This is a genomic window from Comamonas sp. MYb69 (assembly GCF_037479315.1).
In the GTDB taxonomy this organism is placed as follows: domain Bacteria; phylum Pseudomonadota; class Gammaproteobacteria; order Burkholderiales; family Burkholderiaceae_C; genus Comamonas.
In genome coordinates, this window is record NZ_JBBGZG010000003.1 from 353,016 (window position 1) to 368,455 (window position 15,440).

The 15,440-nt window shown below is 65.2% G+C and carries 13 protein-coding genes; 5 read left to right on the forward strand and 8 right to left on the reverse strand.

What is annotated here, in order from left to right; all coding sequences use genetic code 11:
- Window position 1: 1 nt before the first annotated feature.
- The 4 genes from WH303_RS05840 to rpoH form a co-directional block, all read right to left on the reverse strand.
- The gene (locus WH303_RS05840; protein WP_445228071.1) at window positions 2–865 is read right to left on the reverse strand and encodes a fatty acid desaturase; all 864 of its coding nucleotides are present in this window, start codon (window positions 863–865) and stop codon (window positions 2–4) included.
- Between the two features lie 103 nt (window positions 866–968).
- Window positions 969–1,733 (reverse strand): sterol desaturase family protein, encoded by a 765-nt coding sequence (locus WH303_RS05845; protein ID WP_339517364.1) that lies wholly within the window; start codon window positions 1,731–1,733, stop codon window positions 969–971.
- Window positions 1,730–2,701: a Bug family tripartite tricarboxylate transporter substrate binding protein gene (locus WH303_RS05850; RefSeq protein WP_339517365.1), complete on the reverse strand. Its 972-nt coding sequence runs from the start codon at window positions 2,699–2,701 to the stop codon at window positions 1,730–1,732. Before WH303_RS05850 ends, WH303_RS05845 begins: the two co-directional genes overlap by 4 nt.
- A gap of 172 nt (window positions 2,702–2,873) precedes the next feature.
- Window positions 2,874–3,851, reverse strand: a complete 978-nt coding sequence (rpoH, locus tag WH303_RS05855) for an RNA polymerase sigma factor RpoH (protein WP_445228260.1) — start codon at window positions 3,849–3,851, stop codon at window positions 2,874–2,876.
- A 336-nt stretch (window positions 3,852–4,187) separates the two neighbouring features.
- Here rpoH and cutA point away from each other — a divergent pair, with 336 nt between their 5' ends.
- The gene (gene cutA, locus WH303_RS05860; RefSeq protein WP_339517367.1) at window positions 4,188–4,550 is read left to right on the forward strand and encodes a divalent-cation tolerance protein CutA; all 363 of its coding nucleotides are present in this window, start codon (window positions 4,188–4,190) and stop codon (window positions 4,548–4,550) included.
- Between the two features lie 26 nt (window positions 4,551–4,576).
- Here cutA and WH303_RS05865 read toward each other — a convergent pair whose 3' ends face one another.
- The 3 genes from WH303_RS05865 to ftsY all read right to left on the reverse strand — a co-directional run bounded on the left by WH303_RS05865 (window position 4,577) and on the right by ftsY (window position 10,043).
- Window positions 4,577–5,356 carry a DeoR/GlpR family DNA-binding transcription regulator gene (locus tag WH303_RS05865; protein ID WP_339517368.1) on the reverse strand — a complete coding sequence of 260 codons (780 nt, stop codon included), beginning with the start codon at window positions 5,354–5,356 and terminating at the stop codon, window positions 4,577–4,579.
- A 146-nt stretch (window positions 5,357–5,502) separates the two neighbouring features.
- Window positions 5,503–8,673, reverse strand: coding sequence for a metallophosphoesterase family protein (locus WH303_RS05870; RefSeq protein WP_339517369.1), 3,171 nt, complete (start codon window positions 8,671–8,673; stop codon window positions 5,503–5,505).
- A gap of 155 nt (window positions 8,674–8,828) precedes the next feature.
- Entirely contained in the window at window positions 8,829–10,043 is a 1,215-nt protein-coding gene (gene ftsY / locus WH303_RS05875) for a signal recognition particle-docking protein FtsY (protein WP_339517370.1), read from the reverse strand.
- Between the two features lie 28 nt (window positions 10,044–10,071).
- On the opposite strand from ftsY, the gene WH303_RS05880 reads away from it, so the two are divergent.
- The 4 genes from WH303_RS05880 (at window position 10,072) to coaD (ending at window position 14,278) form a co-directional block, all read left to right on the forward strand.
- Window positions 10,072–11,517, forward strand: a complete 1,446-nt coding sequence (locus tag WH303_RS05880; RefSeq protein WP_021026251.1) for a M16 family metallopeptidase — start codon at window positions 10,072–10,074, stop codon at window positions 11,515–11,517.
- Window positions 11,518–11,619: 102 nt separating this feature from the next.
- Window positions 11,620–12,963 carry a M16 family metallopeptidase gene (locus tag WH303_RS05885; RefSeq protein ID WP_339517371.1) on the forward strand — a complete coding sequence of 448 codons (1,344 nt, stop codon included), beginning with the start codon at window positions 11,620–11,622 and terminating at the stop codon, window positions 12,961–12,963.
- Window positions 12,963–13,676 (forward strand): 16S rRNA (guanine(966)-N(2))-methyltransferase RsmD, encoded by a 714-nt coding sequence (gene rsmD, locus WH303_RS05890; protein ID WP_339517372.1) that lies wholly within the window; start codon window positions 12,963–12,965, stop codon window positions 13,674–13,676. The genes WH303_RS05885 and rsmD overlap by 1 nt, the downstream gene beginning before the upstream one ends.
- A gap of 104 nt (window positions 13,677–13,780) precedes the next feature.
- On the forward strand, window positions 13,781–14,278 hold the full coding sequence (coaD, locus tag WH303_RS05895) for a pantetheine-phosphate adenylyltransferase (RefSeq protein WP_043339436.1): 498 nt from the start codon (window positions 13,781–13,783) through the stop codon (window positions 14,276–14,278).
- 16 nt (window positions 14,279–14,294) lie between these two features.
- Here the strand turns inward: coaD and WH303_RS05900 are convergent, their stop codons facing one another.
- Window positions 14,295–15,419 carry a zinc-binding metallopeptidase family protein gene (locus tag WH303_RS05900; protein ID WP_339517373.1) on the reverse strand — a complete coding sequence of 375 codons (1,125 nt, stop codon included), beginning with the start codon at window positions 15,417–15,419 and terminating at the stop codon, window positions 14,295–14,297.
- Window positions 15,420–15,440: the final 21 nt, after the last annotated feature.

Consider the following 15,440-nt stretch of genomic DNA (forward strand, 5'->3'; position numbering starts at 1 on the left):
ACTACTTTTTCTCCATAGGCGGCATCAGCGACCGGCTGCGGGCCGATCGGCAAACCATCCCTCCAACAAAGACCCGTGCCATATACGGCAGCAGGCCTGCCTCATTGAGCACCGGGTGGACCCGGTGTCGGTATTCATCGGCATGCAAGCGGGTCAGCGCGGACCAGTGGGCATGCGGACATTCATGGTGGGCGGTGTGCAGGCCAATATTAAAGAGCAGCGGGTTGACCCAGCCTTCAAAATTGCGCGCGTAGTTCAGCATGCCACCGTCGGTATCGTTTTTGGACTTTGGGGGCTTGCGGCCATCGGCATGGGCGTGTTGCAGGTAGTTGGTGGCCAGCAGCCAGTGCAGGCCATGGAGCTGGGGCAGGATGACAAAGACCAGCGCTTTCTTCCAGTCCAGCGCCAGCAGCGCCGCCCAGCTGCCCAGCCACAGCGCGTACTGGCCCATGCAGTAGCGAAAGGCGCCGGGCTGGCGCAGGCGCAGCCCCGCCAGCCAGCGGATGAACAGCGGGTACAGCACCCAGGCCGCCTGCAGCGGGTGGAGCAGGTAGCCCCAGAGGTGGTTGCTGTCACCGCCAAAACGGTAGGTGCGGGCGATATCCTGCTCGCCATGCTTGTAGCGGTGGTGGTTGGCCACATGGGCGGGCCAGAACACAAAGGTGGGGTGGCCCTGCAGCAGGGTCAGCGCATAGTCGGTGGCGCGGTTGGCCCAGCGGCTTCGGGGCCCCGTCCACATGCGCAGATGGGTGTGGTTGTGGTGGATGACGCCGATACCCAAGGTCAGAAACAGCTCGACCAGGTAGAGCCACCAGACCAGGCCATGCTGCCACTGCCAGGCGGCGATCAGCGGCAGGGCCAGCATGTAGAGCAGTGATTGCCAGTCACGCCAGTGGCGCAGCCGGGGCAGTGTGCGGGAGGCGGTGGCGGGCAGGGGCGGGCTGTCGTCGCGGGTCATGCCAACCGGGTCAAGCAGTGGGACGGCCTGGGGCCGGGCGTGGAGGGCGCGGGGGCAGCGGGTCTGCTTCGCTGCGCATCAGGCGGTCCATAAAGGCCAGTGCAAAGCCGTAGTTGCCGGCCGGCCGGGCATGGTGCAGGTGGTGGCGGCGGCTGGCGGCCAGCGGGTGGCGGGGCCCTACGCGCGGGAAAAAATCGTAATTGGCATGGCCCACGGCGTTCAGGAAGATGCTGAACACCGGCACCGAGGCCAGCGACCAGAAGGCAAAGTCATGCAGCACCATCGGCAGCAGGATCACATTGCCCAGCATCATCGCCTCGATGGGGTGGAAGCTGTAGGTCGACCAGGGCGTGACGACGACCGAGCGGTGGTGGTCGCCATGGAAGCGCTTGAACCAGCGCGTGTGCAGCAGGCGGTGGTTGATCCAAAAATGCACGTCGTTCCAGATCAGCAGTACCCAGATCTCGAGGGCGATCTGCCAGCCGCTGGGCGCCACGGCGAAATGCGCCCAGCCCAGCTGCACAAAGCCCCAGGGCACGACCATGCCCAGGCCAAACACGAGGATGGAATGAAAAGACTGGCGCCACTCGCGCCGCAGCTGGTCGGGCTTGAGCGGCCGGGTATCGAGCACCCGGCCGATGCCGCGCTTTTGCAAAAAGCCGCTGAGCGCCGTCATGCCAAGTCCCCCGATCAGGTACAGCGCGCTGAAGAACACGAGGCCCCAGGCCATGACCTGCCAGGCGCTGAGATCGGTGAAGACTTGGGCGGCCGTCATTGCGCGCGGATGTTCTGCTCTTTGATGATGGCGCCCAGCGCCTTCACATCGGCATCAATGCGGTTCTTTAGACCTTCGGGCGAGCTGCCCACGGCCTGCCAGCCCTGCAGGGCGAGCTTTTGGCGCATCTCGGGGCTGCGCACGATCTCGCCGACGGCGGCGGCGAGCTTGTCGACATGGGCCTTGGGCATGGCCTTGGGGGCGGCCACGGCGTTCCAGATTTCCATGTCGTAGTTGGCAATGCCCAGCTCCTTGAGGCTGGGCAGGCCCGGGGCCAGCGGGCTGCGGGCGGCCGAAGTCACACCAATGCCGCGCAGCTTGCCGGCCTGGATCTGGTTCATCGCCAGTGCGGGTGGCAGCATCGAGAGCTGCAGATCGCCGCCCTGGATGCCATTGAACACCTGCGGGTAGCCAGGGTAGGGGATGTGCTCGGGCTTGATCTTGGCGCGGCTCTTGAGCAGCTCCATGCCCAGGTGGCCGATGGTGCCCACGCCGGGCGAGCCATAGCTCCAGCTGCTGCCCGCCTGGGTGGCGGCTTCGAAGAAGGCCTTGCCCTCAGGCGCCTTGGCCGGCGCCACCAGTACCAGCGGGGCCACGCCAATCAGGCCGACGGGCTGCAGATCGGTCAGCGGGTCGTAGCGGATCGCGGGGTTGAGCAGCCTGGCAATCGTCATATTGCCGTTGATCATCACGCTGAAGGTGTAGCCATCGGTCGCGCGCGCCACGTACTCGGCGGCGATGTTGCCGCCGGCCCCGACCTTGTTCTCGACGATGATCGGCTGGCCCAGGGCCTTTTCCAGCGGCTCGGCCAACGCGCGGGCGGTCAGGTCAGGTGAGGATCCCGCCGGAAAGCCCACGATCAGGTGCAGGGGTTTGCTCGGCCAGTTGTCTGCAGCCAGGGCGCCGGTGCTGGCGAGGGTGGCCAAGGTGGCTGCCACCAGGCAGCGGCGGGACAGGGAAAAATGCATAAAAGCTCCAGATTCGCATGGCTGCCCGCATGGGTGGAGGTTTATCCGTCTGTACGTCCGCCGGGCTCATACGGGCCATAAAAAAGCGCACAGGCCAGAAGGCATGTGCGCTTTGATTATCGCCAATTGCGATGCGGGTGTGTGCTGCGATAGCAGATCGTTGCAATACGGCTTAAGCGTACTCGGCCAAGGCCTTGCGCATTTTCTTCATGGCAGCCGATTCGATCTGGCGAATCCGCTCGGCGCTGACGCCGTACACCGCAGCCAGATCATGCAAGGTCATGCCGCCCGAGCCATCGTCGTTCACCTTGAGCCAGCGCTCTTCCACAATGTGGCGGCTGCGCTCGTCCAGGGTGGCCAGCGCTTCCTGAATGCCATCGGTGGCCAGGTAGTCGCGCTGACGCGATTCGATCATCGCGGTGGGCTCGTGCGATGCATCGGCCAGATAAGCGATCGGGCCATAGGCCTGCTCGCCGTCATCGGAGGGGCTCGGATCGAGCAGCACATCGCCGCCCGACAAGCGGGTTTCCATCTCGATCACATCTTCGCGCTTGACGTTCAAATGCGCGGCCATCGCGTCAATTTCACTCTCGGACAGGGTTTCGCGGTGCATCGCACCGTCTTCCATGCCGGCTTCGGCCTTGAAGCCCTGCTTCATCGAGCGCAGGTTGAAGAACAGCTTGCGCTGGCTCTTGGTGGTGGCCACCTTGACCATGCGCCAGTTCTTCAGGATGTATTCGTGGATCTCGGCCTTGATCCAGTGCATGGCGTAGCTGACCAGGCGCACGCCCTGGTCCGGGTCAAAGCGCTTGACAGCCTTCATCAGGCCGACGTTGCCTTCCTGGATCAGATCGCCATGCGGCAGGCCGTAGCCCATGTACTGGCGGGCAATGGATACCACCAGGCGCAGGTGCGAGAGCACCAGGCGGCCAGCGGCCTCGACATCACCGTTTTCCTTGAGTTTTTTCGCATAGCCCAGCTCTTCCTCGGGGGTGAGCATCGGGATGCGGTTGACCGCAGTGATGTACGCGTCCAGATTGCCCAGGGGGGGTACCAACGACCATGGGTTTGCAGGAGCCAATGCGGTAGAAATGGTGGCGGCTCCAGAATGAGTTGTCACGCTAGAAGTCCTTTCGTCTATGCGATACATAGTAACACCGGTAGGAGTCCCTTGATGCTGTGGGAGTTCCCATGCTGCGGTGCAGTAATCTCGGGTTTAAGTTTCAACTAAGAATGGCGGGGATTGGCGCCGATAAAGAATAGCTTGCTCCTGATTTTGATGCTATTCACATTTCTTTATCGTGGCCATAGCGGCTGGCAGGGCGCTGTCTGACACCTCTTTCCGCTTTCAGGGCAGTTGGAGTGGGAAGTCTGTGGATAAGTTCCGTGCAGGGAACTAAAAAATCTGGATATATTCTCAGTGTTTTTACGCTGTAGAGCAGCCTTTGAACTGCAGCGTGTTTGATAAGAATCATGGAGTTGAATGATGCATCCCTTGGCCATGAACCCCGGCCCCGCCGGCCACTACCTGGTGGCATGGGCGAGCACAACGGTGGACAGTGAAACGGCGGCCCAAGCGCTGGCCCAGGCGGGCGTGCAGGCCCGCTTGGCGGCCTGCGCCCAGGTCGAGAAAATCCATTCGCACTACTGGTGGGACGGTCAGTTGCAGCAGACCGATGAATGGCGCATTACCTGGAAGACCACGCCCCCCAGCCTGCCGGCCTTGCAGCGTTTGCTGCTGCCGCTGCACCCCTATGCGCTGCCGCAGTGGCTATGGGGTGAGAGCGCGGCCAGCCCCGCCTATGCGGCTTGGGTCGCGGCGGAAGTGGGCGCTGCGCTGCAGGTGTGAAGGGCTACGGCATCTGGTCAGCCCGATCAGACGGGCAGCACAGCCACGCCCTGGGCGCCGAGCGCTGCCAAGGCCTCGGTGTTGGCGGGGTGGGCATTGGTGATCAGGGTCTGCTGGGCGGGTGGGCAGGCGACGGCGTAGCGGCTGCGCAGCCCTATCTTGCTGTAGTCGGCCAGCACCAGCATGGACGAAGACTGCTCGGCCATGGCGCTGGCCAGGCTGGCCTCATGCTCGTTGCCAAAGGTCACGCCATCCTCGGCGCTGATGCCCACCGGCGAGAGTAGGGTGACATCGGCGCGGTAGCGGCGGATCTCGTTGAGGGTGACCTCGCCATAGGTGCAGGGGATCTCGGGGTTGGTATCGCCGCCCAGCAGCACCACGCGCATGCGGTTGACCGTGCCAGCGGGCGCCTGGGTGCCAGCGAGCTTGAGGGCGACGGTGATGGAGTTGGTGACCACGACCAGGCGGCTGATCAGGCTGAGCTCTTCGGCCAGGATGGCTGTGGTGGTACCGGCATCGATAAACACCATCTGGCCCGGTTGCAGGCGTTTGACCGCTGCCTTGGCGATGGCGCGCTTCTCGGCCACGCGCAGCGCCTGGCGTTGCACAAAAGGGGGCTCGTCCTGTGTGACGCGGGCGACGCCGCCGTGCACGCGCCGCACCAGGCCCATGGATTCGAGCGCCAGCAAATCCTGGCGTACCGTTTCGCGGGAGACCTGCATGTCCTGGATGAGTCGGTCGGTGCTGAGCCGGTCGATCGAGGCGAGCAGCGACTGGATGCGGACAAAGCGGTCTTCTTGCAGCATGGATGCGTTTCCTTCAAGGGCAGGCCGGCAGCGCGGCCTGCGCTATTTTGCAGTAACGGCCTTGACGGCCGTATGTAATAAAAAGGCCCCCTGCAAGACCCATGCCCAATGGCAGAAGGTGTTGCAGAGGGCCCGGAGGCTGCCAATCAGCGTTGACGACGCGCGAGCGCAGCGCCTGCCATCAGCAGCATCGACACCAGCAGCAGGGCCAGCGGCTGGTTGGTGGGTACGGGCGTTGCCGCTTGCGATGGCGGCACCACCACATCGGCAGGCACGGCGACCAGCACCGGATCGACGATGGCGCCGTTCACCAGGCCGTCTTCGTCGAGCGGGCCGCCGTCGGTCACGGTGTAGCGCACCACGCCGCCGGCCATGCTGGCGCCGGCGATTTCGCTGACCTGGCGCTTGCCGTCTGCTGCGGTGTGCACCTTCATGACGCGGCTGTTGGCGGGCAGGTCGGCGGGCAGCTCCAGGCGGACCTGGGCGCTGAAGCCTTCATGGTCGCAGCCCGAGAGTGTGAAGGACAGCAGACCGGTGGCGGCTTTCAGGCCGGCGGGCAGCAGGCCCGCAGGCACGGCGCTGACGCTGGCGTTGGACTGGTCGCAGCGGGTGGCGGCCTGGATGTTCAGGCCCATGGCGGGCAGGTTGCCGCCGGGCGTGGGCAGCTGGGTGTCGATCAGGTCTTGCAGGGGTGGCTCGGGCTCAGGCGCAGGGTTGCCCAGCTCGAAGGAGCCGGTGGCACTCCAGTCGGACCAGTTCAGGTGGGTGTCGCGCACCCGCACACGCCAGTACCAGCGCTCATCCTGGCCCAGCTGCAGCACCTGCGGGGCCTGGCCCTGGAAAGGGTCCCAGGCCGAGCCCTTGCTGCCATCGGCCTTGGCCAGCTGCGCATAGCACTGGCGGCCGCCCTGGCGCTCAGCGCCGCTGTCACCATCCTCATCCCACTTGTAGCCGCAGCTCCAGCGGTCACGCAGGCTGTTGCCGCCGGCAATGATGGCGCTGGTCAGCTTGCCGCGTGCCGTGCCCGCATCCACATTCGGGTAGACGCGCTTGGGGTTGGCCAGCAGCTGGCCCAGCGGCAAGGTCGCAATATCGGCATCCTTTTGTGTGTTGACGCGCACACCGTTCAGGTAGGTCCAGTTCTCGCTGCGGGTGTCGTTGCCCCAGACGTCGTAGACCGGTTGGCCGGCGGCAAACTGCGGGTCCTTGGAGACCTGCCATTGCGCTTCATAGAGCGCCGGGCCTGCGCCTGTGCGGTAGGCGAGCTTCAGGCTGGCAGGGTCGACCTGGCCGAGCTGGGCCTGGACCAGTTCCGGCTTGAGGGACCAGGCCTGGCTGGTGATGGCGATGCTGTCGTCGGGCGTGCTGCTGGTGTTGGAGCCGCTCAGGTCGTAGCGCTTCCAGGTCAGGGCGGGGGTGGCGCTGCCAAAGCTGGCTTCCAAGGTGCCGTAGCCAAAGCTGAGCTTGGTGTTGGCGATGACGTCCAGGTCGCTGTCGTCGTCTTGCTTGGCGCCTTCCAGTGTGCCGCTGCCCGAGGCCACATTCAGCCAGAGGTGGCGGCTGTTCATCGAATTGCCGCGCTCATAGAAGTGCACATGGCCGTTCAAGTTGGCGGTGATGGCGCCGGTCGTGCGGCCATAGTCTTCCATCTGGGAGATGAAGTCGCAGGTGGCCATCACCTCGCCCTGGCGCCATTTCTCGCTCAGGCAAGGGTGGTGGTTGAGCAGCACCATATAGGGCTTCTTGTCCACACGGGTCTGGGCCATCAGGCCGGTAAACCAGTTCAGGTGCTCTTGCATGTAGTCGGCGCGGAACAGGCCCCGGCCGTTGTCATAGCCGGTCCAGCCACCGGTGTTGTGCATGGCCGAGGCGGGGTTGAAGTCGCTGCCGACAATGCGCATGCCCAGATAGTCCAGCTGGTACCAGTGCAGCGGGTGTTTTTCCGAGCCATTGGCGGGCATGCGGTTGAAGTACTTGCGGTAGGTCTTGGCCCAGCTTTTCTCGCTGCCGGCGCTGGCCTGCTCGCCGCCAAAGTACTCATGGTTGCCGGGCGAGGGGATCAGCGGCACATAGGCCGTGATGGCGGCGAGCGGGCCGAAGAACTGGTCTTTCCAGTTGCTGCGCGTGCCGCCCGATCCAACCAGGTCGCCGGGCACCATGAAGCCGGCCAGGCTTTGCGCGCACTGGGCAGCAGAGCCCGCGCAGTCGTTGTTGATCACGCCCTGGGTGATGTTCTTGAGGCGGTTGGCCAGGCCATCCTGGGTGTCCGAGACCACGGCGAACTTGGCGCTGGCAACGCCATCGCTCTCGCGTGGCCAGGTCTTGAACTGGAAGGGGCCGGCCAGCTTGGGCGCTGCGCTGGTGCCGGTGACCACGGCATACTCATAGAGCGTGTTCGATTGCAGGCCGGCGATATCGGCAAAGAAGATGCTGCTGTCGGCAAAGTCACCCACTGGGTTGATGGCGGGCGCCAAGGTGTAAGGCCCCGTGCTGCCAGCCAGGCGCCACCAGATGGTGGGGGCCGACTCGCTGGTCTCCAGCATCACGGCCATGTGGTCGGGGCCGGGGTTTTGCAAGGTCGGGCCCACGGTCAGCGCCGGTGCATTGGCGGTGCTGGGCAGCTTGGCGGGGTCAAAGGGCTTGGGTGGCTCGCTGCTGGTTTGCGTCAGCACCACGTCATCGAGGCCCCAGTACCAGTTGTTGTCGGTGTTCAGGTAGCTAAAGCGCAGGCTGACTTTTTTGGCGCCGGCCGGGGCACTGAAGGCCAGGCTCTCGGTCTGGTTCAGGCGCGAGGCACTGGTCTCATGCAGCAGGGTCTGCACGGAGCTGTCATCAAACACGGCCTCGACCTTGATGCTTTCCTTCTTGGTACTACCCATCTGGAAATGGTTGAGAAAGCCCAGCGCGTAGCTGCCGCCGCCCAGCACCGCAATGCTGGGGCTTTCCATCACGGTGTTGAAGAACAGACCGCTGTTGGGCCGCAGGCCGTCGGATTCGGCCACCGCGATCTTGCCGCTGGCCTTGGTCAGCTTGGCGCGCTCCCCGCCCGAGACCTGGGCGGTCCAGTAAGCGGGCGTGACAAACTTCCAGCCCAGCCAGGGCAGTTTGGCGGCGCTGGAGCGGCCACTGGTGGCCACCGTCTCGGCGTTCTCCAGGCGCAGCGTCCAGCCGGCCGGGCCTGTCGTGCCCAGGCCGGCAGGTGCGTCTGCGCCCGCCGCATCAAAGTTCTCGCTAAAGACCACCGTTTGGGCCAGGGCCAGTCCGCTGACTGCCCAGAGCCCGGCGGCACACAGCTGCCGCAAGCTTGCTATTTTCATGAAACCTCCTGCCGTCAAGGCCGATGTGGTGAATGCATGTTTTCACCAGGAAGTGCAAAAAATAACAAGATTGCATGAAACTACAATGACTCGGGCGCAAAAAAAGCCCTGCGCCAGAGGGCAGGGCTTGAAACTGCGACGGGGCTGCTGGGCGTTCAGGCCAGCAGCGCCTGGGCAAACTCCTTGGCGCTGAAGGTCTCCAGGTCCTCGACCTTTTCACCCACACCTATGAAGTACACGGGGATCGGGCGCTCCTGCGCGATGGCCGCCAGCACGCCGCCCTTGGCCGTGCCGTCGAGCTTGGTGACGATGAGGCCCGTCAGCTGCAGCGCATCGTCAAAGGCACGCACCTGGTTGAGCGCGTTCTGGCCGGTGTTGCCATCGATCACCAGCAGCACCTCGTGCGGCGCGCTGCCATCGGCCTTGGTGACGACGCGCTTGATCTTCTTGAGCTCTTCCATCAGGTGCAGCTGGGTCGGCAGGCGCCCGGCGGTATCCACCAGCACGACGTCCTTGCCCCGGGCCTTGCCGGCGGTCACCGCATCAAAGCTGACGGCCGCCGGGTCGCCGCCTTCCTGGCTGATGATCTCGACCGTGTTGCGGGTGGCCCAGACGCCCAGCTGCTCGCGCGCCGCAGCGCGGAAGGTGTCGGCCGCCGCCAGCAGCACGCTCTGGCCGGCATCGGCCAGGTGCTTGGTCAGCTTGCCGATCGAGGTGGTCTTGCCAGCGCCATTGACACCGGCCACCATGATGACGGTGGGGCTGTGCTCGCCAATGACCAGCGGTTTCTCCAGTGGCGCGAGCAGATCGGCGAGCGCGCTGGCCAGCAGGTCCTTGACAGCGGCGGGGTCGGTGGTCTTGCTGTCCTTGACGCGCTGCTTGAGGTCATCGAGCAGATGCTGGGTTGCCTTGACGCCGGTATCGGCCATCAAGAGCGCCTCTTCGAGCTCTTCGTAGAGCTGCTCGTCGATCTTGGTGCCGGTGAAGACCGTCGCAATGCTGGAGCCGGTTTTGCGCAAACCGCTCTTCAAGCGGTTCATCCAGCTGTCGCGGCTGCCTGCGGGCTCGGGTGCTATAGTGATAGGAGCTACCGGCGCCTGCGGGGCTTGTGTAACTGGGTTTTTCGTGACCGTTTCTGCAGCCGTGGGCGCCGGGGCTGCGGCCTTGCCACCCATGCCCAGGCCACGCAGCCAGCCCGTCTTGGCGGGCTCTGCGGCCACAGGGGGGATCGGGGTCACCGGCGCGCTGGGCACCTGGGGTGCGGGCGGCGGGACATCAGCCGCTGGAGCGGGCGCAGGCGCTGGCTCGGCGGCGGAAGGGCTGAGGGCTGCGTCGGCAGCGGGAGATTTTTTCTTGAAAAAACTGAACATTGTGCGCTACGTAGAATCAGCCTATTTTATGAAACGTTCCACCATTTTGCTGGCCTTGATGGCCTCCCTGGGCGCTGGGGCTTCTCCAGCCTGGGCTGCATCGCCTGTGCCCACCACTGCCATCGCCTCCAATTCTGCTGGTGCCCAGCAGTTCCAACTGTCCAATGGCATGGGCCTGATCGTACAGCCTGACAAGCGCGCGCCCACGGCGGTGCACATGGTCTGGGTGCGCGTGGGCTCGATGGACGAGGTCGACGGCCGCTCGGGCCTGGCCCATGCGCTCGAGCACATGATGTTCAAGGGTACGGCCACTGTGGCGCCCGGCGATTTCTCGCGCAAGGTCGCAGCGCTCGGCGGTCAGGACAATGCCTTTACCAACCGCGACTACACCGGCTACTACCAGCAGATTCCTTCGGGCAAGCTCGAAGAGGTGATGCGCCTGGAGTCGGACCGCTTTGCCAACAACCAGTGGCCCGACAGCGAGTTCAAGAAAGAGATCGAGGTCATCAAGGAAGAGCGGCGCATGCGCACCGATGACAACCCGCGCGCCAGCCTGATGGAGCAGCTCAATGCCGCGACCTGGCAGGCCTCGCCCTACCACCGCCCGGTGATTGGCTGGATGGGCGACCTCGACTCCATGCACCCCGATGACGCCCGTGCCTTCCACAAGGCCTGGTATGTGCCGGAGAACGCCGTGGTGGTGGTCGCTGGCGATGTGGATGTGGACAAGGTGCGCGAGCTGGCCGAGAAATACTACGGCAGCATTCCAGCGCGCGCCTTGCCCGAGCGCAAGCCCCGGCCCGAGCCGCTGCAAAAGGGCGAGCGCCGGCTCGACTACAAGGCGCCTGCCGAGCAGGCCTATGTGGTGATGAGCTTCAAGGTGCCCGACCTGCGCAACCTGGTCGAGCCCAAGGACAGCGACAAGGATGCGATGGCGCTGTTGATGCTGGGCTCTGTGCTCAGTGGCTATGACGGCGCGCGCCTGGACCGCCAGCTGACCCAGGGCCCCGGCCGCGTGGCCGATGCCACCTTCAGCGGTGCCAGCGTGGTCAACCGGGGGCCATCGACCTTCCTGCTGGGCGGTGTGCCCTCGCAAGGCAAGACCGCCAAGGAGGTCGAGGCGGCCTTGCGTGCCGAAGTGGCCCGCGTGGCCAAGGAAGGCGTGGGCGAGGCCGAACTGGAGCGGGTGCGCACGCAGTGGCAGGCCTCTACCGTCTATGAGCGTGACTCGGTCTTTGGCCAGGCCAATGACCTGGGCTCCAACTGGGTGCTGGGCTTGCCGCTCGATGCCAACGACAAGCTGCTGGCGCTGATGAAAACGGTGACGGCCGCGCAGGTGCAGTCGGTGGCTGCGCGCTATTTTGGCGATGACCAGATGACGGTGGCGACCCTGGTGCCCCAGCCGCTGACCGATGCCGACCGCGCCGCGCAAAAGCGCAGCGGTGCCGCGACCAAGGACGGGGCGGTGCACTGAGCACCACCTCGCGGCGGATGCGCTGCTTGGCGCACCCGCCAACGATTGTTTTTACCAGGGCCTGCCGCAAATGGCAGCGGGCCCTGGCTAGCAGAGATACCCATGCGAACCTCTTTTTGCAAAACACTGGTCGGCGGCGCAGCCGCCTTGCTGGCCTCCCATTCGGCCTGGGCCTTGCTGCCCATCGAGCATTGGACCCAGGACAGCGGCGCCCAGGTCTGGCTGGTCAACAGCCCCACGATCCCGATGGTGGATGTGCAACTGAACTTTGATGCCGGCAGCCGGCGCGACCCGGCGGACCAGGCAGGCCTGGCCAGTGCGGCGGCCATGATGGCGTCCAAGGGCGTCAAGGCCCAGGGTACTGCGCCTGCGCTGGACGAAAACGCCGTTGGCGAAGCCTGGGCCGATCTGGGTGCCAGCTTTGGTGCTGGTGCCAGCAGCGATGCGCTGACCTTCTCGTTGCGCTCGCTGACCGATAGCAGCCTGCTGGGCCGCGCCGCTGACCTGGCGGCGCGCCAGATGGCCCAGCCCAGCTATGACGATGCCGTCTGGCAACGCGAGCGCGAGCGCTGGAATGCCGCGATCAAGGAGGGCAATACGCGCCCAGCGGTGGTGGCGGGCCGCGCCTTCAACCAGGCCGTGTTTGGCAGCCACCCTTACGGGCAGCGTGCCACGGAAGAAACCCTGGCCCGGATCAGCCCGGCGCTGATGCAGCAGTACCTGGCGCGCTCGGTCGATGCCTGCCGCGCCAAGGTGACGCTGGTGGGCGCGCTGGACAAGGCCCAGGCCGATGCACTGGTCAAGCGCCTGCTGGCCCAGGTGCCGGCCACGCCCAAGGCGCAGTGCGCGGCGCCCTCCGAGGTGCCGGCCGTGCAGCCGCTGGCCAAGGCCGATGACATCCAGATCGCGTTTGACTCGGCCCAGGCCCAGGTGCTGCTGGGCCAGCCCGGCATCCGCCGCGCCGATCCGGATTTTCTGGCCGTGCTGGTGGGCAACCATATTCTGGGCGGCGGCGGATTCGCGTCGCGCCTGATGGAAGAGGTGCGTGAAAAGCGCGGCCTGGTGTATGGCGTGTACTCGTCGTTCAACCCGGGGCTGGATGCGGGCGCGTTCCAGATCGGTTTGCAGACCCGGCCTGACCAGGCAGCCGAGGCGCTCAAGGTGACGCGCGAGGTGTTGAGCGATTTCATCGCCAAGGGCCCCACCGCCGAGGAGCTGCGCGATGCCAAGGACAACCTGATTGGCGGCTTTGCGCTGCGCGTGGACAGCAACGCCAAACTCTTGGGCAATGTGACCAATATCGCCTGGAATGGCCTGCCGCTGGACTACCTGGATCACTGGACGGACCGGGTCGAAGCCCTCAGCGCCGACGATGTGCGCAAGGCCATGGCGCGCATGGTGCAGCCCGACAAGCAAGTGACCGTGGTCTTGGGAGCAAAACCATAATGGGACGCAGTGCCATCAAAAGCGAGGGCGCGTTGCGCGCCCTGGTGCAACAAGCAGCCGCTGCGGCCGAGGCCGTGCCTGACGCGGCGCCCGCCCGCAAGCGCGGCACGACCGGCAACACCGGCAATGCCGCCCGCGTGGCAGCGTCCGCTGCCGGCGAGATCCGCATCATTGGCGGCCAGTGGCGCCGCACCAAGCTGGCGGTGCTGACCCGCCCCGATCTGCGGCCCACGCCCGACCGGGTGCGCGAGACCTTGTTCAACTGGCTGGGCCAGGACCTGGCCGGCTGGCGCTGCCTGGATGCCTTTGCCGGTACCGGTGCGCTGGGGCTGGAGGCCGCATCGCGCAACGCAACCCAGGTGCGCATGGTCGAGTCCGATGTGCAGCTGGCTGCGCAGATCAAGCAGCTGGCGCAGAAGCTGGGTGCCACGCAGGTGGAGGTGAGCCGGGGCGATGCGCTGGCTGCGCTGCAGGCCTACACCGCGCACTGGGACCTGGTCTTTCTCGATCCACCATTCTCCGGCCAGCTGTTTGTGCCGGCGCTCAAGGCGGCGCAGGCGGCGGTGACGGCGCAGGGTTTTATCTACCTCGAAGCCCCCGAAGCCTGGAGCGACGAGGCCCTGGCCGAGCTGGGCCTGGTGCGCCACCGCTACCTGAAGGCGGGCGCCGTGCATGCGCATTTGCTCAAGAAGGCTGAGGCCGCAGCCGACTGAACGGGAATGCCTGCCCGCTGGCGGGGTGGTGGCAGAAATGGTTTATGCTGCGCTGCAATGCGCCAGGAGACTGGCCCAACGATGATGCTTTGCAGGAGACAGACATGACACTGGCCATCTACCCAGGCACCTTTGATCCCATGACCCTGGGCCACGAAGACGTGGTGCGCAGGGCTTACCAGCTGTTTGGCAATGTGATTGTGGCCGTGGCCGAAGGCCACCACAAAAAGACCATGTTCTCGCTCAAGGAGCGCATGGACATGGCGCGCGAAGCGGTCAAGCACTACCCCAGCGTGCGGGTCGAGAGCTATTCGGGCCTGCTGCGTGATTTTGTCGTCGCGCAAGGCGGCAATGCGATTGTGCGCGGCCTGCGCGCAGTCACCGACTTTGACTACGAGTTCCAGCTCGCTGGCATGAACCGCTCGCTGATGCCCGATGTCGAAGCGGTTTTCCTGACGCCCAGCACCCGCTACCAGTTCATCAGCAGCACCTTTGTGCGCGAGATCGCGATGCTCAGCGGCGAGGTCGACAAGTTTGTCTCGCCCTATGTCGCGCAGGAGCTGCAGCGCAAGGTTGCGCAGCGCCGGGCCGAAGAGGCCTGATGCGGCGCGCAGCCGCTCAGTGCTGGTGCATCACCGGTGGGCGGCCACTCTCGAGCGGGTGGGGCCGCCGCACAATGTCGTGTACATAGCGCAGCTTTTGCAGCGCCCCGGCCGATAGCGCAAATGGGTAGGCATCCTGCTGGCCCAAGCTGCGATTGAGGCTGTTGAGCAGCAAGGTCACCGGCACCCACTGCGCGACCATGTCTTCAAAGCGCGGAGGCGGCCGGACAAAGGGGTCGCTGATGGTGACCGAGGGGCGGCCTTCGGCCATGGTCAGATCGGTTTGGTAGCTGGCTGCAGTTTCCAGCATGTCGACCATATGCAGGTAGTGGGCCCAGGATTCGGCCCAGTCTTCCCAGGGGTGTGCGCTCGCATAGGCGCTGACGAATTGCGCACTCCACTGCGAGTAACCCGGCGGGTTGGCATAGTAGTCCTGCAGCGCCTGCGCATAGCTTTGGCGCTCATCGCCAAAGAGCTGGCGAAAGCTGTCGAGCTCGCCGCCATCGCGCACCAGCTTGTCCCAGAAGAAATGGCCCGACTCATGGCGCAGATGGCCCAGCAAGGTGCGGTAGGGCTCGTGCAGGGCCACGCGGCGGCGCACACGCTCGTCATCGTCGGCCTCTGCGATGTTGATAGTGATGAGCCCATCGGCATGGCCGGTGATCACCGGCTGGTCGGGCACATCGGCGAGAAACTGGTAGTGGGGCGTCCAGCTCGGCTGATCGGGGTGCAGCCCCAGGCGCGCCAACGTGACGTAGAGGCGCCGCTTGGCGCTCTCCAGCTTTTGCCAGCGCAAGGTGTTGCCCGCGACCGAGAGATCGGGCAGCACCAGCGTCTGGCGGCAGGAGCTGCAAAGGCGGTTGGACTCGCCGGCCGGAATCGCAAAATTGCAGGCCTGGTACTGGTCGCGGTTGGCGCACATGCGGTAGCGCTGGCTGCTGTAGGTCGCCTTGGAGGGAATGCGTTGCCACAAGGGGGCTGGCTCGCCGGCCGCAGGTGCTGTGCCGTCCGCCTTCACTGCTGCCATGGCCCCGACGTCGTCGCAGTCGGGCAGGTAGGCGAGCGTGGCGCCGCAATTGACGCAGTGCACGCTCTCAAAAAAAACCAGGTGACCGCATTGGTCGCAGTGGAAAAGACGCATCGATCAAGCTTAACGCATCGC